23 protein-coding genes are annotated in these 21,623 nt (G+C 60.7%); 5 read left to right on the top strand and 18 right to left on the bottom strand.

All coding sequences use genetic code 11. The features are described 5' to 3' along the window. Positions 1-101 precede the first annotated feature (101 nt). On the top strand, positions 102-1,550 hold the full coding sequence (gene pyk, locus E2F43_RS04730; RefSeq protein WP_133210098.1) for a pyruvate kinase: 1,449 nt from the start codon (positions 102-104) through the stop codon (positions 1,548-1,550). Further along, complete coding sequence (gene glk, locus E2F43_RS04735; RefSeq protein ID WP_133210100.1) at positions 1,551-2,510, top strand: glucokinase; 960 nt, start codon at positions 1,551-1,553, stop codon at positions 2,508-2,510. On the opposite strand, the gene E2F43_RS04740 is transcribed toward glk, so the two are convergent. After that, on the bottom strand, positions 2,498-3,889 hold the full coding sequence (locus tag E2F43_RS04740) for an ATP-binding protein (RefSeq protein ID WP_133210102.1): 1,392 nt from the start codon (positions 3,887-3,889) through the stop codon (positions 2,498-2,500). The two genes, glk and E2F43_RS04740, sit on opposite strands and share 13 nt — an antisense overlap. Continuing rightward, a complete protein-coding gene (locus E2F43_RS04745) occupies positions 3,886-4,542 on the bottom strand; it encodes a response regulator (protein WP_133210104.1) in 657 nt (218 codons plus the stop codon). Before E2F43_RS04745 ends, E2F43_RS04740 begins: the two co-directional genes overlap by 4 nt. A gap of 284 nt (positions 4,543-4,826) precedes the next feature. Here E2F43_RS04745 and cspE point away from each other — a divergent pair, with 284 nt between their 5' ends. After that, positions 4,827-5,033 carry a transcription antiterminator/RNA stability regulator CspE gene (gene cspE / locus E2F43_RS04750; protein WP_133210106.1) on the top strand — a complete coding sequence of 69 codons (207 nt, stop codon included), beginning with the start codon at positions 4,827-4,829 and terminating at the stop codon, positions 5,031-5,033. Positions 5,034-5,130: 97 nt separating this feature from the next. Here the strand turns inward: cspE and E2F43_RS04755 are convergent, their stop codons facing one another. The 10 genes from E2F43_RS04755 to lgt all read right to left on the bottom strand — a co-directional run bounded on the left by E2F43_RS04755 (position 5,131) and on the right by lgt (position 13,039). Then, positions 5,131-6,468, bottom strand: a complete 1,338-nt coding sequence (locus E2F43_RS04755) for a tetratricopeptide repeat protein (protein WP_133210108.1) — start codon at positions 6,466-6,468, stop codon at positions 5,131-5,133. 15 nt (positions 6,469-6,483) lie between these two features. Beyond that, complete coding sequence (locus tag E2F43_RS04760) at positions 6,484-7,074, bottom strand: energy transducer TonB (RefSeq protein ID WP_420820753.1); 591 nt, start codon at positions 7,072-7,074, stop codon at positions 6,484-6,486. An 18-nt stretch (positions 7,075-7,092) separates the two neighbouring features. Further along, positions 7,093-7,506 (bottom strand): ExbD/TolR family protein, encoded by a 414-nt coding sequence (locus E2F43_RS04765; protein WP_133210110.1) that lies wholly within the window; start codon positions 7,504-7,506, stop codon positions 7,093-7,095. A gap of 11 nt (positions 7,507-7,517) precedes the next feature. Further along, positions 7,518-7,928: an ExbD/TolR family protein gene (locus E2F43_RS04770; protein ID WP_133210112.1), complete on the bottom strand. Its 411-nt coding sequence runs from the start codon at positions 7,926-7,928 to the stop codon at positions 7,518-7,520. A gap of 13 nt (positions 7,929-7,941) precedes the next feature. Then, a complete protein-coding gene (locus E2F43_RS04775) occupies positions 7,942-8,460 on the bottom strand; it encodes a MotA/TolQ/ExbB proton channel family protein (RefSeq protein WP_133210114.1) in 519 nt (172 codons plus the stop codon). Position 8,461: 1 nt separating this feature from the next. Continuing rightward, positions 8,462-9,844 (bottom strand): MotA/TolQ/ExbB proton channel family protein, encoded by a 1,383-nt coding sequence (locus E2F43_RS04780; RefSeq protein WP_133210116.1) that lies wholly within the window; start codon positions 9,842-9,844, stop codon positions 8,462-8,464. Further along, positions 9,844-10,629 carry a DUF3450 domain-containing protein gene (locus tag E2F43_RS04785; RefSeq protein ID WP_133210118.1) on the bottom strand — a complete coding sequence of 262 codons (786 nt, stop codon included), beginning with the start codon at positions 10,627-10,629 and terminating at the stop codon, positions 9,844-9,846. Before E2F43_RS04785 ends, E2F43_RS04780 begins: the two co-directional genes overlap by 1 nt. A 249-nt stretch (positions 10,630-10,878) precedes the next feature. Next, positions 10,879-11,379, bottom strand: coding sequence for a dihydrofolate reductase (locus E2F43_RS04790; RefSeq protein WP_133211103.1), 501 nt, complete (start codon positions 11,377-11,379; stop codon positions 10,879-10,881). 10 nt (positions 11,380-11,389) lie between these two features. Beyond that, positions 11,390-12,223, bottom strand: coding sequence for a thymidylate synthase (locus E2F43_RS04795; protein WP_133210120.1), 834 nt, complete (start codon positions 12,221-12,223; stop codon positions 11,390-11,392). After that, the gene (gene lgt / locus E2F43_RS04800; protein WP_133210122.1) at positions 12,224-13,039 is read right to left on the bottom strand and encodes a prolipoprotein diacylglyceryl transferase; all 816 of its coding nucleotides are present in this window, start codon (positions 13,037-13,039) and stop codon (positions 12,224-12,226) included. It lies immediately after the preceding gene. An 87-nt stretch (positions 13,040-13,126) separates the two neighbouring features. Between lgt and E2F43_RS04805 the strand changes: the two genes are divergently transcribed. Further along, complete coding sequence (locus E2F43_RS04805; RefSeq protein ID WP_133210124.1) at positions 13,127-13,915, top strand: NRDE family protein; 789 nt, start codon at positions 13,127-13,129, stop codon at positions 13,913-13,915. On the opposite strand, the gene ptsP is transcribed toward E2F43_RS04805, so the two are convergent. Both ptsP and E2F43_RS04815 read right to left on the bottom strand, forming a co-directional pair. After that, positions 13,893-16,157 carry a phosphoenolpyruvate--protein phosphotransferase gene (ptsP, locus tag E2F43_RS04810; protein WP_133210126.1) on the bottom strand — a complete coding sequence of 755 codons (2,265 nt, stop codon included), beginning with the start codon at positions 16,155-16,157 and terminating at the stop codon, positions 13,893-13,895. The genes E2F43_RS04805 and ptsP overlap by 23 nt on opposite strands. Beyond that, complete coding sequence (locus E2F43_RS04815; RefSeq protein WP_133210128.1) at positions 16,157-16,666, bottom strand: RNA pyrophosphohydrolase; 510 nt, start codon at positions 16,664-16,666, stop codon at positions 16,157-16,159. Before E2F43_RS04815 ends, ptsP begins: the two co-directional genes overlap by 1 nt. Positions 16,667-16,784: 118 nt before the next feature. Between E2F43_RS04815 and E2F43_RS04820 the strand changes: the two genes are divergently transcribed. Next, positions 16,785-17,456 (top strand): histidinol-phosphatase, encoded by a 672-nt coding sequence (locus E2F43_RS04820; RefSeq protein ID WP_133210130.1) that lies wholly within the window; start codon positions 16,785-16,787, stop codon positions 17,454-17,456. A gap of 16 nt (positions 17,457-17,472) precedes the next feature. Here the strand turns inward: E2F43_RS04820 and E2F43_RS04825 are convergent, their stop codons facing one another. The 4 genes from E2F43_RS04825 to ubiH form a co-directional block, all read right to left on the bottom strand. Continuing rightward, positions 17,473-18,663: a class I SAM-dependent rRNA methyltransferase gene (locus E2F43_RS04825; protein WP_133210132.1), complete on the bottom strand. Its 1,191-nt coding sequence runs from the start codon at positions 18,661-18,663 to the stop codon at positions 17,473-17,475. 28 nt (positions 18,664-18,691) lie between these two features. Beyond that, the gene (gene gcvH / locus E2F43_RS04830) at positions 18,692-19,084 is read right to left on the bottom strand and encodes a glycine cleavage system protein GcvH (RefSeq protein WP_133210134.1); all 393 of its coding nucleotides are present in this window, start codon (positions 19,082-19,084) and stop codon (positions 18,692-18,694) included. Between the two features lie 81 nt (positions 19,085-19,165). Then, positions 19,166-20,383 carry a UbiH/UbiF/VisC/COQ6 family ubiquinone biosynthesis hydroxylase gene (locus E2F43_RS04835; protein ID WP_133210136.1) on the bottom strand — a complete coding sequence of 406 codons (1,218 nt, stop codon included), beginning with the start codon at positions 20,381-20,383 and terminating at the stop codon, positions 19,166-19,168. Further along, a complete protein-coding gene (gene ubiH / locus E2F43_RS04840; RefSeq protein WP_133210138.1) occupies positions 20,380-21,621 on the bottom strand; it encodes a 2-octaprenyl-6-methoxyphenyl hydroxylase in 1,242 nt (413 codons plus the stop codon). The genes E2F43_RS04835 and ubiH overlap by 4 nt, the downstream gene beginning before the upstream one ends. Positions 21,622-21,623 lie beyond the last annotated feature (2 nt).

The raw sequence follows: 21,623 nt of genomic DNA on the forward strand, positions 1-21,623 counted from the left end.
GGCACTCACCGCGGCAACAGGGCATCATCAAGCCCTGAGGCACGGCCCTCTGACCGCTTCGGGCTTTCTGCCGGGCGGCAACAACCCAGTTTGGATAAACCGTGACGCCCAAAGTAAACAGACGCACCAAAATCGTAGCTACCATCGGCCCCGGCAGCGAATCCGAGGACATGATAGCCCGGCTGATCGCCGCTGGAGTTAATGTTTTTCGCCTCAATTTCAGCCATGGCACCAGTGAGCAGCACGCCGAGGTGGCGCGGCGGATTCGCAAGCAGTCCGCTATCGCCGGCCGCTACGTTGGCATTCTGGCGGACCTGCAGGGCCCCAAGATACGTATCAGCACCTTTCGCGATGACGCCATCGAGCTGGCCGCCGGGGACAGCTTCCGCCTTGATCTCACTTTGGCTGAAGGCGAGGGCGATAGTCGCGGCGTAGGCCTTGACTACCGTGAGCTGTGCAGCAGCGTCAGCCGGGGTGACACGCTGCTGCTGGACGATGGGCGGATCCGCCTGCGAGTCGACGAGGTAGAGGCCAGCGCGGTGAACTGTACCGTGCTTATCGGCGGCAAACTGAGCTCCCGCAAGGGTATTAACCGGCTGGGAGGCGGGCTCGCCGCCCCCGCCCTGACCACCAAGGACATGGCCGACATCGACAGTCTCACGGAGGTCAGGCCGGATTTTGTCGCTGTTTCCTTTGTCTCCAGCGAAGAGGACATTTTCCAGACCCGGGAGCTGCTGCAAAAACACGGTATGGACCCGGGAATCATCGCCAAGATCGAACGTGCAGAAGTGGTAGCCGACGGGGACGTACTCAACGGCATTATCCTCGCCTCGCTGGGAGTGATGGTCGCGCGGGGCGACCTGGGTGTGGAGGTGGGTGACGCCCAGTTGATAGGCATCCAGAAAGAGCTGATTGCCCGCGCCCGCAAGATGGACCGGGTGGTGATTACCGCCACCCAGATGATGGAGTCCATGATAGACAGCTCAATGCCCACCCGGGCTGAGGTGTTCGATGTTGCCAACGCGGTGCTGGACGGTACCGACGCGGTGATGTTATCGGCCGAGACTGCGGTCGGGAAATACCCGGTGGAGGTGGTTGCCGCCATGGCCGACGCCGCCCTGGGGGCCGAACGCCAGGCGGTCGCCCGAACCTCCCACTACCGCCTGGATCGGCAGTTCTCTTCGCCCCAGGAAACCATCGCCATGTCCGCTATCTACGCAGCCAACCACTACAGCGATGTGCGCGGGATCGCCTGCCTGACGGAAAGTGGCAACACGCCGCTGCTGATGTCCCGTTTGAGTTCAGGGCTACCTATTTTTGGCCTCAGCAGCAAGGCTGAAACACTGCAGAAGCTCTGCCTGTGCCGGGGCGTAATCCCCCTCTACTTCGATGCCAGCGTCTTCGATCACGACGAAGTCGACGCCCAGGCCATAGAGTTTCTGAAAGACGGCGGTTACCTGCAGCGGGGGGACGCCATCCTGCTGACCAAGGGCACCGTCATGGGAAGGTCCGGTTCGACCAATATCATTAAAATTCTGCCGGTACAGTAAATGGTCACAAATACCCGAATGGTAGCCGACGTCGGCGGCACCAATACACGCATCGCCCTTTTCGATGAGCAGCTAAACGAGTTCAGGGCGGTATCCAGCTTCAGTAACCGCGATCACCAGAGCCTGTCCCATGTGATCAACCACTGGCGGCAGCAACTGGATGAGGCCTGGCCGACGGCCGCCTGTATCGCAGCCGCCGCGCCCCCTTCCGGTGACCAGGTTTCCATGATTAACATTGGCTGGTCGTTTTCCCTCAAGGAAATGGCCAGGGAGTTTGAATTCAGCCAGCTGGGCTGGCTCAACGACTTCCAGGCCAACGCACACGCACTGCCTTACCTGAGCCCATCTGACCTGCAGCAGATCCATCCAGGCCAGGAAACAGAGCACAGCATACTGGCCACGGTAGGCCCCGGAACCGGCCTGGGCGGCGCCTCCCTGCGCTGGGCGGCGGGTGTGCCCTACGCGGCTTGTGGCGAACCCGGCCACGCCGGCCTCTCCCCGGGCAACGACCTCGAGATTGCCATCTTCAAAGCCCTGCTTCCGATCCACGGCAATATCTACGCCGAGCTGCTGGTGTCGGGAATCGGCCTGGTCAGGCTCTACAACTGCATCGCCGAAATTCACGGCAGCAAACCCCAAGCACTGGACCCGGCGGACGTATCAAGGCTGGCGCTGGAGGGGGCGGATGAACACTGTGTGCTGGCACTGGACACTTTCTGCGCGCTGCTCGGTTCCGCCTGCGGCGATTTTGTGCTCGATAACGGTGCCTACGGCGGCCTGTTCATCGCCGGCGGTATCGTGCCCCGCATGATCGACTTCCTGCAGCGCAGTGATTTCCTGGCGCGCTTCCAGGACAAGGGCGCGATGCAGGAGCACCTGCGGGCGATACCGGTAAACGTCATTATCGCCGACAACCCGGGGCTGATCGGCGCCGCCAATGCCCCGCTTCAACCCGGCTGAGAAAAGCTCACCCGGGCGCAGAAGCCCCGACCGCTGTCTGCCGGCCCGGTATCGAGCCGGGCGCCATGCAGCAGGGCGATACGCCCCACAATAGACAGGCCCAGGCCGGCGCCCAGGCCGGCACTGCCCGGCACCCGATAGAAGCGCTCACCCAGGCGGGCATGCTCCGCTGCCGACAGCGGCTCGCAATCGTTGCAGACCTCCAGACAAACCTCACCCCCCTGCTGACGCAGGGATACAGTCACCTCGGGCTTGCCACTGCTGTACCTGAAAGCATTGGTCAACAGGTTGCGAAACATGATCGCGAGCGCTTCCGTGTTGCCCTGCAGGCTGATCGCCGGCCCATCCTCCAGTACCAGCGACAGCTGCCGGTCGGCGGCAAGGTGGGCGGTATCCGCTGCCGCTTCGGTGAGCAAGGCCCGCAGGTCGATTTCGCTTCGGCCCAGCGGCGCGTCCGGGTCCAGCCGGGCCAGAGTGAGCAACTGCTCTACCGTGTGAGTCGCCCTGTCAACACGCTGGGTGATGCGGGACAACATGCTGGCCGCCGGTTGCTCGCGCAGCTGGCGCTGGCAGAGCTGCACCTCGGTTTTGATGGCGGCCAGGGGCGTGAGCAGTTCATGGGCCGCGTTGGCGGTAAATCGTTGTTCACTTTCCATGGCCTCAGCCAGCCTCGCCAGCAGGTTGTTCAGCGCTGACACCACGCTGTCCAGTTCAGCGGGAACATCGTCGGTCGCAACCGGGTCGAGAAGACCGGGTTTGCGCCTGGAAATTTGCGCAGCTAGGTGCTTCAACGGCTGCAGTCCCCCGGCGACCCCCAGGTAAAGTACCGCAATCGTCAACGGCACTACGATCAGCAGCGGGAGAAATGCGCGCCCCAGGGTGCCTAGCATATCGCGCCGGGCTGCACCCAGCTCTATGCCCACTTGCACCCAGAGACCGGTCGCCGGGTCTCGCTTGCTGAGCAGCCGCCAGTGACCGGAACCGCCGCCCAGTTCGCGATCGGCGAGGCCTTCCCGGGTCGGGCGTTCGAACAGCGGTGAACCCGCCACGATGGCGATGCGGGTCTGGTTTTCCCAGACATTGATGGCCGGTGCCAAGCCCTCGCTGAACGGCCCCTCGATGACAATCGGCTCCAGGTGGGCCTGGTCATAGTCCACGCCACTCCAGGCCTCGTACAGGGGCTGTCCCTGGGCCAGCTGGCGCTCAAATACCCGGGTAATATAGTTGACCAGGTCCGCATACTGCCCGAGCTGACGGTCCACCTGCTCCAGCAGCACCCGGTTGGAGTAAAAGTAAGTCACTACCGCGGAGCCAATCCAGGCAAAAAGTGTGAGGGCCAGCAGGATCCAGGTCAGGCGCTTTTGCAGGGAAAGGGTCATCGCGGAATGCGGTAACCCACGCCGCGCATAGTCTCGATGCTATCGCCACCAAAGCGTTTGCGCAGACGGGAAATATAGACTTCAACGGTGTTGGATCCCACTTCCTCGCCCCAGCTGTAAATGCCTTCTTCCAGCCTGGCCCGGGAGACGAACCGTCCGGCGTTACGAACCAGTATTTCCAGTATCGCGTATTCCCTTGCGGTCAGGTCCAGCACCGATCCGCCAAATGCCACCACCCGGTCGACGGGGTTGATAACGATACCGCCGGCTTCCAGTTGCTGGCCGGTCCGTTCACCGGTGCGGCGCAACAGGGTGCGAATGCGGGCGAACAACTCATCCATCTCGAAGGGTTTGGTCAGATAATCGTCGGCGCCGGAATCGAGACCGTCTACCTTGTCCTCAAGGGTATTGCGTGCGGTTAACAGCAGTACCGGCAGATCGTGCTTGTCTGCCCGCAGTTGCCTCAGTACCTGCATGCCGGGAACGCCCGGCAGGTTGAGGTCCAGAACCAGCAGATCGTAGGGGGTGGCTCCCAGGGTGGCGCGTACCGGCTCACCACTGCGCAACCAGTCGACGGCGTATTGTTCCAGGCGCAACGCCGCATCCAGGGATTCCCCCAACTGCACATCATCTTCCACCAGCAGTATACGCAAGCCCGAATCCATCTGAGATTGACCAGATCCAAAGGGTATACCCTGCCCGGTCAAGATGAAACAGGCCTGAAGCCTGGCCGCAAAACAGGCATTATTGCCAAATAACAGTGCTTGAAATAATCGGCAAGGTTCGCAATCTGGTGTTACACTCAAAAAAGCTGAAGGTTTTCAGCGAGATTTGGATAGCGGTCGAAGTTCCCACGAGTTCGTCGGTACGTAAACCATATACACTTAGATAAACAGCTGCGTTCACTGCGGCGTGGCAAGCAATACAGGTAAAAGTTATGTCTACAACTACCGGAACCGTTAAATGGTTTAACGAGAGCAAGGGCTTCGGCTTCATCGAGCGCGAGGACGGTCCCGATGTATTCGTTCACTTCAGCGCTATCAAGGGGGACGGATTCCGTACCCTGGCAGATGGCCAGAAAGTCCAGTTTGACGTTACTGACGGCCAGAAAGGCCCCCAGGCGGAAAACGTAATCGCGCTGTAAGCACTTTACGGCAGATACTAAAAAGGAGCCAACCGGCTCCTTTTTTTGTGCCTGCCAGACGCCAACCCGCAAGCGGGAGGCGGCTGGGTTCAGAGACTCAACCTTCCGCCAGGCTGCGTTGACGGTCCAGTTCGGAGTCCATGTACTTCATCCACTGGTCCGCATACTTGGCAGAGCGCTTGTCGCGTGCGGCGGCCTTGAACGCCTCCCTTGCCTTTTCGTACTCCTTCTCGTTGAAGTAGGCCATGCCCAGAACCAGGCGGGCATTATCCGGACGCTTGACACCACCGCGGGACAATCCCTTGTTGATGGCGGTGATTGCCTTGCGGTTCTGGTCGCCATCGAGATAGATATTACCCAGGCGCGCGTACAACTCACCCGTGTCGGATTTTGCCGCTGCCTTCTCCATCGCCGGGATGGATTTATCCAGTTCCTGGGCCTGGCGCCAGGCGCTACCGGTCACTTCCCAGTTCTTGGAGTTATCCTCTATGGATCCGTCCTTGAGCCCCTTGTCCATCACCTTGGCGGCCTTGTAAGGCACTTCACCCTGCAGATACAGGTACGCCATCGTGACCTGCTCGGTACCCTTGTCCAGCATGCCCTGGACATAGGCAGTTTCCATCGCAGCCAACTGGACCGCCTCTTTTTTCTGCTCGCCATACATATGTGACAGCTGCACCCAGTACTGTTTCTTCGGGTAGTGGGTCAGCAGAGTTTCCAGGACATCCACCGTCGACTTGATATCGTTTTTCTCGAAGTACAGGAAACGAGCGAGGTTATACCACTGCTCTTTGGGCAACTTGCCCTTTTCGTCGTACATGGAGATGGCTTTCTCGACATTCGCCAGTGCCTTGTCGTAATCCTTTATCTGGTAGTAACCCTGGGCCAGCAGCACATAGGCGGCGGCATTAGGGCTTTCCGTCATATCAAACCACTTCAGCAGCGCGTCGATACCCCGCTTCCAGTCTTCCTGGACGAAATACAGCTGGGCGATGGTGTAACGGGTGTTGATTTCCATCGCCAGGGGAATATCTGGCTGCGAGACCACGTTCTCATACGCTTCCAGCGCATTCCTGTAGTCCTCGCGGGAGTAATAAATAAACGCGTAGAGGTTGTAGACGTTGGCCAGCTCGTAGCTGTTCAGCGCTTTTTTACCCCCGGCGGCAATCATCCCGTCCAGAATGTTCTGTGCTTCACCCAGGTCCTTGGCTTCAGCCGCTGCCTGGGCCTCGGCGAGCTTCTCATACACCTTGTTGCGCAGGGCGGGCGTACGGCGGGTTCCACGCGTGTCCTTCTGCTGCTCCTGGGCAACGGCACTGGCGAGCGCTGCAATACCCGCATCACGCTGTAACTGAGTGACGGCCACCTGGGTCATCAGCACCGGCACTGCAAGCAGCGCTGCGCGGGACCAGGTTTTGTGGTTCAACAATTTCATAACAACCAAGCCTTGTTAGTTTTCCAGCTCATAGGTGAACTTGTTCTGTACTCCCGCCACTTCGATGGCCTCGCCGTCGACGACACGCGGCTTGTATTTGAACTTCTCTGCCGCCTTGACAGAGGCGCTTTCAAACACACCAGAGGGCTGGCAGTCCACCGGGACGGGATTGCGAATCGCTCCGGAGGTGGTCACGGTGTACTCCACAATGCAGTAACCGGTAATACCGCGGGTCTGGGCCCGGCGAGGGTAAATGGGCGCGACCTTCACGATGGGAAGATACTCACCGTCCCCTGAGGACATACCGCTGGTCGAAATGGTCACGTCAATGCTGGCGGTGGGCGCAATATTATCGACATTGGTATCCATGTTCAGGTCGATCTGGGCCATATCCATTTCCGGCGGTGGCTCTTCAGGGTCTTCCACCTTCTCCGGCTTTTTGGCTGTTGTCTCCAGCTGGATCTCTTCATCCGGCTGCACCAGGTCCGCGATTTTCTGATTTTTCACCTCGGGGTTTTTGAAATCGCGATCGATCAGACTGTGCATGACAAAAAACAGGCCCACCACTACGGGAATCGCGAGCAAAATTGAAAAAACTATTCTCACTTTACTATCACCCCTGCCCTAGCTCGCGTCGTCAGTGGAAGCACACAGCGGCGCGTCCATCAACGGTTTGATCGCTGCCAGCAATTCGCTCAACGCTGAAGTTGGTGCATCAACATCAGCCTGAATTACAAAGTTTGCCTTGGGAGCCTCTTTCTTGGCTGCTTCGGCAAGCCGGTAAGCACGGTCCACCGGGACCTGCTTTTTGTCGTAGTAAATATCGCCCGTCGCGTTAACAGCAAAGATGATCGTTCCCCGCTCGCAAGGGCCTGTAGTAACCGCCTCGGCCTTGAGGATATCGATACCCGGCTCTTTGACGAAGGACGAAGTTACAATAAAAAAGATAAGCATGATGAACACGACGTCCAGCATTGGAGTCAGGTCAATTTCACCCTCTCCACCGCCGCCGTCCGCTCCTGCTCGACCAGCTTCCATACTCCGCCTGCTCACTTCTTTTCCTCCGCTGGCCAATTCACCTGTTTCACGCCGGCCTCGCGGGCAGCATCGCCCACTTCAAGCAGCGTGCCGGCAGTGGCACCTGGCTCTGTTTTCACAGTGAATGACTGCTCAGGGTCCTCCGCCAGAAGGCGAGCAATGTTGGCCCGTATCGCACGGATATCGATTCGACGATTCTCCATCCAAATCTGGTTATCCCCGGTGATCGTCACAACAATACTGCTCGCGTCCGATTCGGGAGGATTCTGGTTGCTGTCGGGCCGGTTCATCTCGATACCGGCTTCCTTCAGGAAGGAAGCGACGACGATAAAGAAGATCAACATGATGAACACGACGTCGAGCATCGGTGTCAGGTCGATCTCAGCCTCATCGGCTGCGGCTTCTCGGTTACTCTTTCGCATCAACTTGGCTCTATTAGTGATCCGTGGTCAGGTTATCTCGCAGGAATACACTTTCCCGCTGGGCAATCCTGGTCACATAGGTATTGGCAAATACGCCTGAAAGTGCGGCGACCATGCCGGCCATGGTCGGGATCGTCGCCTGCTGAACACCGCCTGCCATCGACTTGGCGTCACCGCCGCCCGTCACTGCCATGATGTTAAATACCTCGATCATCCCCGTCACCGTGCCGAGAAGACCGAGCAGGGGGCACAGGGCAACCAGGGTCTTTATCACGGGCAGGTTTCGATTGATCTGCATGCGCGCCTGGGAAACCAGCATGGTACGTATTTGCTCGGCCTCCCAGGATTTGCGCTCGGGGCGCCCTTCCCACTTACTGATGACCTTCGCAACGTCCTGCTTCCAGCCGAACTTCAGGTACCAGACTCGTTCAAAAATCAGGGTCCACATCACGAACAGGAGGGCGGCGATTAACCACAGTACATCGCCTCCCTTGTCCATGAAACCGAGGAGCACCTCGATAAAACCGCCCATATCAAGACCTCAGATTGGCTTCAGTATGCTCTGCAATCATCCCGGTGGTCTGCTCGTCGAGAATGTGGATGATGCGCTGCGCGCGACCATTGACCACGGTGTGCAGCAGCACGGTGGGGATTGCCACCAACAGACCCAGCACGGTGGTGATCAATGCACCGGAAATACCGCCGGCCATTGCCTTGGGATCGCCAGCACCGAAGATGGTGATGGCCTGGAAGGTGATAATCATACCGGTCACCGTACCCAGCAGACCCATCAGGGGTGCCACAGCCGCGATGATCTTCAGTAGTGTAAGACCACTCTCAAGCTTCGGAGTTTCCTGCAACACACCCTCGTGGAGCTTGAGCTCCAGGGTTTCCGTGTCCATGGTGGGGTTGTCCTCGTGAATCTTGAGAACACGACCCAGCGGATTGTTGGTATTGGCCTTGTCACTCTTCAGCTGGGCGTTCACCTTGCTGCCGACGATCGTCAGGACAAACAGTCTGTAGATTGCCAGGAGGAAGGCAAAAATACCTACCGCGGTGATCGCGTAACCCACATAGCCGCCCTGGTGCCAGCGCTCTTCCAGGTTCGGCGTGTCAATGATCGCCGCCAGGAAGGAGCCACCGGTCGGCCCGGTGGGATCAACACCAAACTTGTGCATACCGCTGGTGGCGGATGCCAGGTCGGCAGCCCAACCCGTGTAGGGCCCGCTGGGCTGGCGCGGCAGCTCGCTCAGGTTACCGTTTTCGTAGGTCAGGTAGTTGCCGTCAGTATCAACCACATTGAAAGCGCCAACACGCAAAACGTCACGCTCGGCACGCTCGCCCGCCGGGGATGAAACCTCAGCACTGAACGTGGTGACCACGCCGGTTTCGCGAATTTCCCGCAGCAGCTCGAACCACACCCGCTCGATCTCTTCGATGCTGGGCAGGGTGTCGGAACCACTCATCTTGGCAATCAGGTCCTTCAGGAACTGCTCGCGCCCGGGGTATTGAGCGGAGACCAGTGACACTTCGATATTTGAAGCGAGGTCGCCTGAAGCGGAGGTCAGGTGACCGAACAGCTCAGTCAGTGTGCCCAGCTTCTCCTGCAACTGCTTTTGCTTGGCAGCAATCAGCAGCTCGTTTTCCTCAAAGGTCTTCTCCAGCTCGCTACTGAGCTGTTCCTGCCTCGCTCGCTCAGCTTCTGCACGCTTCAGCTCGGCGGCCTGGTTGGCCTTGTCCTGGGCGAAGCGCTGCTCGCGCGCGCGGTTTTCTTTCGCTTCGGCACTCTGGCCCTGCTTGACGAACTGCAGCAGCTCGTCAAGGGACTTGGCTTCCTGTGCCAGGGCGGGGCCCGTTGAGAGTGTGAGTGCGCCGCACAAAACAATAGCGGCGGCTTTTACGATTTTAACGCTCATCAGTTGGCCTCCGGAGCCGAAACTGGCATGTTCAACAATTCAATGGTGGCCTGTTTCTTCGCAATACGAATCCCTTTACGGATAGACGCGTCATACTCGCCAGCAGGCAGGTCAACCCACGCGTTATTGCTGGCATCCCAGGCGCCGGACATTGCACCGTCTGTTGTCTGGTACAACAGGGCGATGCGGCCTATACGCAAAAAGTCCACGTCACGGGACGAGCCGTTCATGTCAATGGTTCCCCGATAGGTGTCGATACCGCGGCCATACTGAAGCTCGATGTTGTAGGCCTCGAGAACGCCGCGGAATTTCTCCGCAACGCTCACATCCGCGCGGTCGATATTCGACCGCAGGAATTCGACGCGCTCCATCCGCTCGTCCTTCTCGAAGGGCACATCGAGCGCAACGAACTGCTCAAGACCATCGATCATGCGGATAACGAGTGGCGTCATCTGCCGCTGGATGATGGTGACCTGGGAGATCGACTGATCAATCTCGCCCACTCGCTTCATCTGGTTGTCGATCTGGCGTTGCAGGCGTGCGTTATACACCTTGAGGCCGTCGATCTGCTTGTTGACTGTCTTGTAGTCATTGAGCAGGTCGCGGGTCTCGTCCGCCAGCCGGTCAATCTTGGCCTGGGACTTGCGCGCCGCGTCGTTCTTGGCCTCTCCAACCGCGAGGATGGAGTCCAGCGTACTGGCCTGCACTGCAACCGCGGCACCCACCAGGGTACCCGCGGAGACAAGCGCGACGACCAGGGCATTTTTCAATCGATGCATAGTCATGGGAATCGTGTTTCCTGTGTCCAACAAAAGAAATCGGCTCTGATAAAACCGGTATCGGAACTAGTTATATAGTGGAAAAACCAGAGTCGGTAAACCGAGGTGGCGAATTTAAACCAATCAGGGTCAGTTTTTCAATTTTAGTCGGCCTTCCGAGCGTCGATAAATGGACTTTGAGTAGGAAGGTAACATTTTTTGTCACAAGAACAGCATGCGGTAACAACGAACCAAACCGGGGCAGGCTGTGCGCCATTAGCGCTCATATACCGCAAAACTGTAGGGATATGGGTTGGCTTCGCTGGCGGCAAAACGCTCTCGCGACACCTCGGTCCAGGTCGACCAGTCGATATCCGGCAACAGCGCGTCCCCCTCCACCTCGGCATGAACCTCGGTGAAATAAAGGCGATCCGCTCTTGGCAGCGCCGCCCGGTAGATCTCGGCGCCACCAATCACCATCAGCTCAGTGGCGCCATCGATCACTGCGATCTCTTCGGCCAGGGCCAGCGCCTCGTCGAGACTGTGCACCACTTTGACGCCTGCAGCGCTCCAGCTCTCCTTTCGGGTGATGACGATATTGGTCCGGCCGGGAAGCGGACGACCGATAGACTCGAAGGTCTTGCGCCCCATAACCACCGGTTTGCCCAGGGTGACGCGCTTGAAGTACTTCAGGTCTTCGGGCAGATGCCAGGGCAGGGCATTATTTCTGCCGATGACACCGTTTTCCGCGGCGGCGACGATGACTGCCAGCTGCATCAAACCCGGCTCACACCGCCACCGGGGCTGCGATGTGCCCGTGCGGGTTGTAATCGACCAGTTCAAAATCCTCGAACCGGTAATCGTAGATCGTCTCCGGCCTGCGCAGTATCCGCAGCCGGGGTAGCGGCCTGGGCTCCCGGGACAGCTGCTCGCGAACCTGTTCCAGGTGATTACTGTACAGATGTGAGTCGCCGGTGGAGATGATAATTTCCCCGGGCTCGAGGTCGCACTGCTGGGCAAGCATCATGGTCAGTGCCGCCAGGCTGGCGGTGTTATAGGGCAGGCCCAGGAAGGAATCACTGGAGCGAATGTACAACTGGGCTGAGAGCCTGCCCCCTGCCACGTAGAACTGGTACAGCAGGTGGCAGGGCGGCAGCGCCATCCGGCCGGCCTCCACATTCTGCTGGGGGCTGACCCTTTCATCAGGCAGAAATTCCACATTCCAGCCATGAAAAAGTATCCGCCGGCTGTCCGGGTTATTGCGCAGACAGTCGACCACGTAGTCTATCTGGTTAATGGAACCACCGTCCCGGGTCGGCCAGGCGGTCCACTGGGCGCCGTAGACAGGCCCCAGGTCACCGGTTTCGGTAGCCCATTCGTCCCAGATGGACACACCGTTTTCCTTCAGCCAGGCGGTGTTGGTATCGCCGTTGAGGAACCATATCAGCTCATTGATGATGCTTTTCAGGTGCAGCTTCTTGGTGGTCAGCAGGGGAAACCCGTCGGCCAGGTCGTGCCGGTACTGGCGGCCGAACACTGACAGGGTACCGGTGCCGGTACGATCCCCCTTGCTGACACCGTTATCAAGAATGTCCTGGAGCAGGTCTAGGTATTGCTTCATTTACTTTTTACCGTTGGCGGATTGCAGCGCACCCGGAGGTTTGCCGTAGGCGAAAAACAGCAGCGCCAGACCGGCCAGGATCAGCGGCACACTCAATATCTGGCCCCGGGTCAACCAACCGAAGGCCTCATAGCCGATATGGGCATCCGGCTCGCGGAAAAACTCGACGAAAAACCGGGCGCATCCATAACCCAGGGCGAACACCCCGGACACCGCGTAAGTTGGCCGTGGTTTGGCGGAAAACCAGATCAGCACAACGAACAACAGCACGCCTTCAAGGGCAAACTCGTAGAGCTGGGAAGGATGGCGGACCAGTTGCAGGGCATCCGCCGGGAACACCATTCCCCAGGGAACCTCAGTGGGCTTGCCCCACAATTCCTGGCCGATGAAGTTCCCCAGCCGACCCAGGCCCAGGCCGATGGGCACGAAGGGCGCGATAAAGTCCACCAGCCGCCAGAAGGGAATCCGCTGCCTGCGCCCGAACAGGTACATGGCCAGCAGTACGCCCAGCAGCCCGCCGTGGAAGGACATACCGCCCTCCCACACCCGCAGGGCCCAGCCCGGGTCCTCCAACAGGCGCTGACCACCGTAGAGGAAGGTATAGCCGACACGCCCCCCCAGCACCACACCCAGGGCCACGTAAAAGGTCAGGTCGTCCACCTGTTCGCGGTTTACCGGGGTCCAGGGATAGGCCGACCGCCTGACCGCCAGCCACCAGCCGGCGGCAATGCCGGTGAGGTAGGCGAGCCCGTACCAGTGAATTTTCAGCGGCCCGAAAGCAACGGCGACAGGATCTATTTCAGGATAAGGAAGCATGGAACAACCATCGGGATAAGGGCGTATTATTATGCACGTGTCCCAGTTTCACAATTGTTTAGCCAACAGGAGGAAACTCTCCCAACGATGTGCCTGATTCTTTTTGCCCACCAGGTCAGCGCCGACTACCCGCTGGTGGTAGCGGCCAATCGCGATGAGTTTCATTCGAGACCGACCGCCCCGGCCCACCGGTGGCCAGAGCACCCGGGGCTGCTGGCCGGGCGGGACCTGCAGGCCGGCGGCACCTGGATGGGCATCCACAGCAACGGCCGCTTTGCTGCCATCACCAATTTTCGCGATCCGGATCGGACTCGAGCCGCCCCCCGCTCGCGGGGCGAGCTGACCACCCGGTTCCTGCTCACAGACACCGGCGCGGAGGACTTTCTCGCCGGGCTGATGACCTCGGTGGACGACTACGCAGGCTTCAGCCTGCTGCTGGGTGAGGGTGACGAGTTGTGGTATTACAGCAACAGCGGCAAGGGTTCCGGGGCTCTCCCCAGGCCGCTGGCGCCGGGCGTATACGGCCTCAGCAATGCGCTGCTGGATACGCCCTGGCCCAAGGTGGAACTGGGCAAGCAGGCGCTGTCGCGGGTACTGGCAGGGGACGTGATTAATCACGACGAGCTGGCCGCAGTCGTCGGGGATCGCCAGCTCGCCAGCGAGGAACAGTTACACCCCCAGGGTCTGGACGGCGAGATGGACCAGATGCTATCAGCCCAGTTTATCGTCAATCCTGCCTACGGCACCCGCGCGACCACCACCTGTTGGCGCGACAGTGCGGCCGCATATCACTGGCGGGAGCAGACCATCGCCGCCAGCGGAGAGATCACCGGCACCGTGGAGCAGGTCATCGCTACGCAACCGGGTTGTGGATGAAGTTCTCCATCCCGTGTTCAGCCAGGAAACGCTCGAGGCGGGCGTGAATGGCGCCGGGATACTCATGTTGCATTACTTCCTCCAGTAACGCCCGCGCCTCGACAAGACTGACATTGCGCAATGCTCTTTTCACCTTGGGCAGGCTGGTGGCGTTCATGGATAACATGTCGTAGCCCATGGCCAGTAACAGCACGGCCCCCTCCGGATCGCCGGCCAGCTCTCCGCAAATACCCACCTTTTTGCCTTCGGCGCGGGCTGCTTCGGCAACCTGCTGCAGCGCACCAAGCACCGCCGGGTGCAGCGAGTGGTAGAGGTCGGCCACCCGGGCATTGTTGCGATCTACCGCCAGCAGATACTGGGTCAGGTCGTTGGAACCCACCGACAGGAAGTCGACCCGGCGGGCGAGCGCCCTAGCCTGGTAAACGGCCGAGGGCACCTCCACCATTACCCCGATACGCGGTAGCGGGGTCTCCACCCCTTCCTGGAGAATTTCCCGGTGACTGCGGTGAATGAGTTCCAGGGCTTCATCCAGTTCGCTGACGCTGGAAATCATCGGCAACATGATGCGCAGGTTGCCCAGCCCGGCATTGGCCTTGAGCATGGCCCTGACCTGGGAGAGAAAAATTTCCGGGTGATCCAGGGTGACGCGGATGCCCCGCCAACCGAGAAAGGGATTGTCCTCCTCGATAGGAAAATAGGGCAGGGCTTTGTCGCCGCCAATGTCCAGGGTACGCATGGTTACCGGCCTGGGTGCAAATGCTTCCAGCTGGCTGCGGTAAATCTGCCGCTGCTCCTCTTCCGAGGGGAAACGCTCGCGCAACAGGAAGGGCACCTCGGTGCGGTACAGACCCACCCCTTCGGCCCCGTGCTCCAGCGAACGGGAGACATCGGCCATCAGCCCGGTATTCACCCACAGCGGCATGCGATGGCCGTCTTCGGTCACGCAGGGCTGATCCCTGAGTGACTCCAGGTCGCGACTCAACTCCCGGTCGGAATCGACAATCGCCTCGAACCGGGACAGCACTTCCGGCGGCGGATTGAGATGCACGGTCCCGTTGTAGCCGTCGATCACCAGATTGCGACCCTGCAGCTTGGTGTAGGGCAGGTCCACCGCCCCCATTACCGTGGGGACACCCATGGCCCGGGCGAGGATGGCGACGTGGGAATTGCCTGATCCGCGCACGGAGATCAGGCCCGCCAGTCTGTCCCGTGGAATTTCACCCAGCGACGAAGCAGTCAGTTCCTCCCCCACCAGCACAGTCTGTTCCGGGAAGACCTGTTCTTCCTTGTCCGATGCCTGGAGGTAGGCGAGCACCCTGGTTCCAAGGTCCTTGACGTCCACCGCACGCTCTTTCAGGTAGCTGTGCTCCATCCGTTCAAAATGCCGGATGTGCTCGATCATCACCTTGCTCAGGGCTCCCTGGGCCCAGTGACCTTCCTTGATCAGGCTGACCACCTCGCGACCGATAGAAGAGTCATCGAGGATTCCCAGGTACACGTCGAACAGGGCATGGTCCTCGGGGCTGAGTTCGCCACCGAGATTATCGGCCACGCCCCGGATATCCTCACGCACCCTGCCCAGGGCGCCGCGGAAGGCCTTCAGCTCACCCCTGCGGTCGTCGACGAACTTCTGCGGCACCGCGTACAGGTCGGCTATTGGCGAAATCACCACCGCGGTGCCTATGGCAATCCCCGGCGCACCGGGAACACCGCTGATCTTGGTGGGCGCACCCGCCGCGACCTCGTCCGAGTCCACCGCACCGGTCACCCGGGCGTGGGCAATGACCGCCGCCAGCTGTGCCGACATGGTGACCAGGAAAGCTTCCTCACCCTCGTCGAAGCGACGGTGTTCCGCCTGCTGGACTACCAGGACGCCCAGTACGTCACGCTGGTGAATAATGGGTACACCGAGAAACGCGTTGAAATGCTCCTCTCCCAGGTCAGGGAAAAAGCGGAAATTGGGGTGGTTCTCGGCATTTTCCAGGTTCAAGGGTTCTTCCCGTTCAGCCACCGTGCCCACCAGGCCCTCCCCCGGCGCGAGGCTGGCAATCCCCACCTGGTCCTGGTTCAGGCCCTCGGTGGCGCTGAACACAAACCGGGAGCCGTCCTCTTCCCGCAGGTAGACGCTACAGACTTCCGTGCCCATGGCGACGCGCACCCGGCTGACAATAATCCCCAACGCCTCTTCCAGCGTGCTGGCGGAGTTGACCTCCTGGACTATCTGGCGCAGTACCTCCAGCATCAGCGACCCTGTGCCTCAAACTGTTGTTCCGTGTGGCGCCCAAGGGGCAATGCCAGTTCTTTCATGGCTCGTCGGTAAACCTCGCGCTTGAAGGAAATAACCTGGCCCAGTGGATACCAGTAGCTAACCCACTGCCAGTGGTCGAATTCGGGCTTGTGGTTGTGATCCAGGCGCACCGCGTCGTCATCGGCCAGCATGCGCAGCAGGAACCACTTCTGCTTCTGGCCGATACAGACGGGCTTCTGGCCCTTGCGCACAAAGCGCCTGGGCAGTCGGTAGCGCAGCCAGCCCTTGGTCACCCCCAGCACTTCTACTGCATCCGGGGTCAGGCCGACCTCTTCCTCCAACTCGCGATACAGCGCCTCTTCCGGAGATTCACCGCGGTTTATCCCTCCCTGGGGAAACTGCCAGGCGTCCCGTCCACCGACACGCCGGGCCCACAGGACCTGCCCCCGGTCATTTGCCAGCACTATTCCCACATTGGGCCGAAAGCCATCTTTATCGATCACGTTTATTGGTCTATCCAGCCAAACAGCCGGTTATTGTTCCACACTTTCCCGTCCCTGAGAAATTTACTCCGGCGGTGCCGGCGGCTATGCTGCCCTCCTTTTACCCGGAGCAGCGGCGATGGCACTGGCGATTTTTGACCTCGACAACACCCTTATCGGTGGTGACAGCGACTACCTGTGGGGGGAATTTGTCTGCGAGCGGGGCCTGGTCGACAGTGAGGAGTTCGCCGCCCGCAACGACCAGTTCTATGAAGACTACAAATCCGGCGACCTGGATATCTACGCGTACCTGCGCTTCGCCCTGGCTCCGCTCAAGGGCGTCGACCCGGAAATCCTCGCCAGCTGGCACCGCGAGTTTATGGCCAGCAAGATCCAGCCGATAATGCTGCCGAAAGCACAACAGCTGGTCGACAGTCACCGCCAGCGCCACGACCAGTTGCTGATCATTACCGCCACCAACGAATTCATTACCCGCCCCATTGCCGCGGCGCTGGGGGTCGACGATATCATCGCCTGTGAAGCGGAAAGGGTGAATGGCCGATATACCGGCGAACCTTCTGGCACCCCCTCCTACCACGAGGGCAAGGTGGTCAGGCTCGAACAGTGGCTGCAGGGACGGGATATCTCCCTGGCCGGGGCCTACTTCTACAGTGATTCCCACAACGACCTGCCGCTGCTGGAACAGGTGGACAAGCCGATCGCAGTGGACCCCGACCCAACGTTGCTGGCCAGGGCGCGGGAAGCAGGATGGCCAGTGATTTCCCTGCGCGACCAGGGCCAACTCAGTTAGTGTGAACAGGCCCGGCTCAGTCCCGGCGGGCGAAAATCGCTTTCAGGTATTCGGTCTCCGGAATTCCCGGGTGAATCGGGTGGTCCGGCCCCTGGGCACCCTGCTCCACAACACGCAACTGGCAACCGGCACGCACCGCGGCCTGTTGCAGTGCCGACATCAGGTCAGCACGGCCGAGATGCATGGAGCAGGAACCGGAAACCAGCAGGCCGCCAGGAGCCAGCAGGCGCAGACCCAGCTCATTGATCCGCCGGTAGGCAGCGATTCCTTTTTTGAGATCCTTGCGCCGCTGGATGAACGCGGGCGGATCCAGTATGACCACGTCAAAGGAAAGGCCCTCGCCAATCATCTGCTTCATGGTTTCCGGCGCTGAACCCTGGCGGACAGTCACTTTATCAGCCAGGCCATTGAGTTCAGCATTTCTCATCACCCCCTCGAGGGCGACCGCGGAGCTGTCCAGGCAGCTGACCTGGCGGGCGCCAAATGCCGCCGCCTGGATGCCCCAGCCGCCAATGTAGCTGTAAACATCCAGCACCGACCTGCCGGCCACCCAGGGGGCAAGCCGGGCGCGGGACATGCGATGATCGTAGAACCAGCCGGTTTTCTGTCCGGCGTGGACCGGCGCCAGGAACTGCACGCCATTTTCCTCCAGGGGAACCCGTTCAGGTACCTGGCCAAACACCACTTCGGCAGATTCCTCCAGCCCGCTTTCCCGGCGGGCACGGCTGTCGCCCCGCAACAGGATTCCCTCCGGCTGCAACAACGCCTGCAGCGCCTGCAGCAGTGGCTGGCGGTAACGCTCGATCCCCGCGTTGTTGAACTGCACAACCAGTTGCGGACCAAACCGGTCGATGACAACGCCCGGCAGCAGATCGCTGTCGCCATACACCAGCCGATAAAAGGGTTGGTCAAATGCGATCTCACGGCCCTGCAGGGCGCGCTGCAGCCGTCGGGTAAAAAATTCGCCATCGAGGGCCCGCTCCTCGCCCGGGGCATAAAGCCTGGCGCAGATCAGGGACTGCGGTTCCATATAGGCGCTGCCCAGCAGGCGGCCCTGAGTGTCCAGCACCCGCACCAGATCGCCGGCCTGATAGTTCGCCAGCGTATTGCGCTTACTGTCAATCTCGTTGGAATAAACCCACAGGTGGCCAGCGCGCAGGCGTCGGTCGGCCCCCTGGCGCAGGTAGAGGTCGGCGAATGCTGTCATGGGGAGGTTCGGGGAACCGGACGAGGTTCTAGTCGTCCTCGTCACACTTGCTCTGGTAGTCCTCGGCGCTGAGCAGGGCATCCAGTTCGTTGGCGTCCGCTGGTTGTATCTTGAACATCCAGCCGTCAGTGTAGGGGTCGGCGTTGACCGTTTCGGGCTCGTCTTCAAGCTGCTCATTGACCGCCAGCACTTCACCACCCACGGGAGTGTATATGTCAGACGCGGCCTTCACCGACTCCACCACGCCCGCCTCGTCACCGGCTGCCAGGGTGATGCCCACTTCCGGCAACTCCACGAAAACCACATCGCCCAGTGCATCCTGGGCGTGATCCGAGATGCCCACAGTCACGGTGCCATCCTCTTCCAGGCGCGCCCACTCGTGGCTGCTGGCGTATCTCAATTCGCTTGGTGTCTGGCTCATGGAGCGTCCTCTGTTGGATCAATGATGGGAGCTGAGCCGCTCATTCTAACGGGGAGTGGGTGAAAAACAATACAGTGAGGTTCAACCGATGCCCAGGGCCTGGCGCATCAGCCGTTGTTTTAGCGGCGCGATGCGACCCACTCCGCGCATACCCGCGTTGCGCAGCCACCGCACCGGCAGCGCCTGCTGCTCGAACAGGCGCTTGAAACCATCCATGGCGCCCATCATCAACAAATTGTCCCCCTTGCGCCGGCGCTGGTAACGGGACAGTACGTCCACGCGTCCCGGCTGCAGGCCGCGCTCATGGGCCTGCAACAACTCCTCGGCCAGCACCGCCACATCCCGCAAGCCCAGGTTTATGCCCTGTCCGGCCAGCGGATGAATGGTATGGGCGGCATCGGCCACCAGCGCCGCACCTGGCTGGATGTAGTCCACCGCATGGCGCTGGCGCAGCGGAAACGCGAAGCGCGGGCTACTGGCCAGCACCGGGCCAAGGGTTTCCTCGAAGGCGGCACCCAGGCGGGCACAGAAGCCGTCATCATCCAGGGCCAGCACCTCCTCGGCCACCTCATCCTGCAGCGACCAGACAATGGAGCTGAAATGCTCGCTGGCACTGCCCGGTAACGGCAGGAAAGCCAACGGACCAGTCGGCAGGAAGCGCTGCCAGGCCGTCTGCTGGTGGTCCAGGGCGGTCTGTACGGTGCACACCACGGCGCGATGGCCGTAATCCCACTCACGGGTTGAAAACTCCAGCATCTGCCGCACTCGTGACAGGGCACCGTCGGCACCCACCACCAGGTTGGCACGCAAGCTCTGGCCACTGTCCAGTTCAAGCAGCATTGTCCCATCACCACCCCGCTGGCACTGTTGCAGACAGTCGGGGTTGTAGGTAGCGATATCCCGGGCACGCTCCATCACTGCCAGCAAGCCATCAATGATGGCCCGGTTTTCGACGATGTGCCCCAGCGCCGGAACACCCAGTTCCGAGCGGTCAAACTCAATGCGGCCGGTGCCCTCGGCGTCCCAGACTGTCATGTGGGAATAGGCGCAGTGACGGTAGGCGGCAATGCGCTCCCAGGCGCCCAACTGTTCGAGAAAGGCGATAGAAATGGGCGTCAGGGCGCTGACCCGGGCGTCATAGCTGTTGAGATCGCGCCCGGCCGGCAGCGTTTTTCGCTGCAGGGGCTGCGCCTCCACCAGGGCCAGTGACAAGCCACTGCCGGCGAGGGCGGTCGCCAGCGCGGTGCCGGCGATACCGGCGCCGATTATCACCACATCGTACTGCGCAGGCCCGCTCACTGTTCCCCCAGTGCGGCCAGGCCGGCGGCGTGGTTGACGAAATTTCGTTTCAGCGGCGGCAGTAAGTCCAGCCCCGAGAGGGCCGCGTCGCGGACCAGGCCGAGCACCGGGTCGGTCTGCATGAACAGTGACGGTAGTCGATCACTGAATTCAATCGTTCGCCGCTGGTCGTCCTGCTGGCGTCGCTCATAACGCTGCAACACCGCCAGAGACCCGTAACTCTCTCCCCGCTCGGCGGCATCGGCGAGCACACCGGCCAGTTCCGCCACGTCGCGCAGGGCCAGGTTATAGCCCTGGCCAGCGACCGGGTGCAGGGCATGGGCGGCATTGCCCATAACGACCACCCCCTGGCGCACCTGCTCATCAGACGTCACCAGTGACAGGGGATAGGCGTGCCGCTCACCGACCTGCTCAAGCCGCCCCAGTCGATAGCCGAACCGCCGCTGCAAGACCTGTAGAAACTCCGCCTCGGGGCAGTCCAGCAGGCGCTCCGCTTCCTCTGGTGCCAGGGTCCAGACCAGGCCACTGCGATTGACGCTGTTGGCAACCCCGAGTAACGGGAGTAACGCCAACGGGCCGCGTTCAGTGAAACGCTCGAAGGCACAACCCTTATGCGGCTGGGCAAAGCCGATATTGGCAACCAGTGCCTGCTGCCGGTAGGACTTTTCGCTCACCCCCACTCCCAGCTTCTGGCGCAGCCCGGAATCGGCACCGTCAGCCACCACCAGCAAGCCGGCCTCCAACTCCCCGTTCGTGCCCCCCGCCAGGCTCAGTCGGGTCAGCTGCCCGGCGGGACGGGCCTCGGTCACTTTGGCAGGGCTGATCAGTTCGACCCGCCCCTGGCGATGCAAGGCCTGAGCCAGGCTGGCACCCAGCCAGGCATTTTCAACCACATAGCCCAGCGCCTCCCAGCCGTAATCCCGGGCGCGCATCAGGGTGCTGCCAAAACGGCCGCGGTTGGACACGTGAATGGTTTCAATCGGGCACAACCACTGCTGCAGGTCCGCCCACAGGCCGAGGCGCTGGTAGATCAGGCGGCTGCTATAGCTCAGGGCGGTAGACCGGGCATCAAACGAAGGATGGTAATCGGGCTTGTGCCCCGGCTGCGGCTCCGGAAAGGGATAGCTTTCTACCAGCGCGATACTGGCCCGCGGGGGCAGGACGTGCGCCAGGTAAAGGGCGAGGCTGATGCCCACCATGCCGCCACCGGCTATCACGATGTCATATTGCTCACGCATGA

Source organism: Seongchinamella unica, from assembly GCF_004354085.1.
Classification (GTDB): Bacteria; Pseudomonadota; Gammaproteobacteria; order Pseudomonadales; family Halieaceae; genus Halioglobus; species Halioglobus unicus.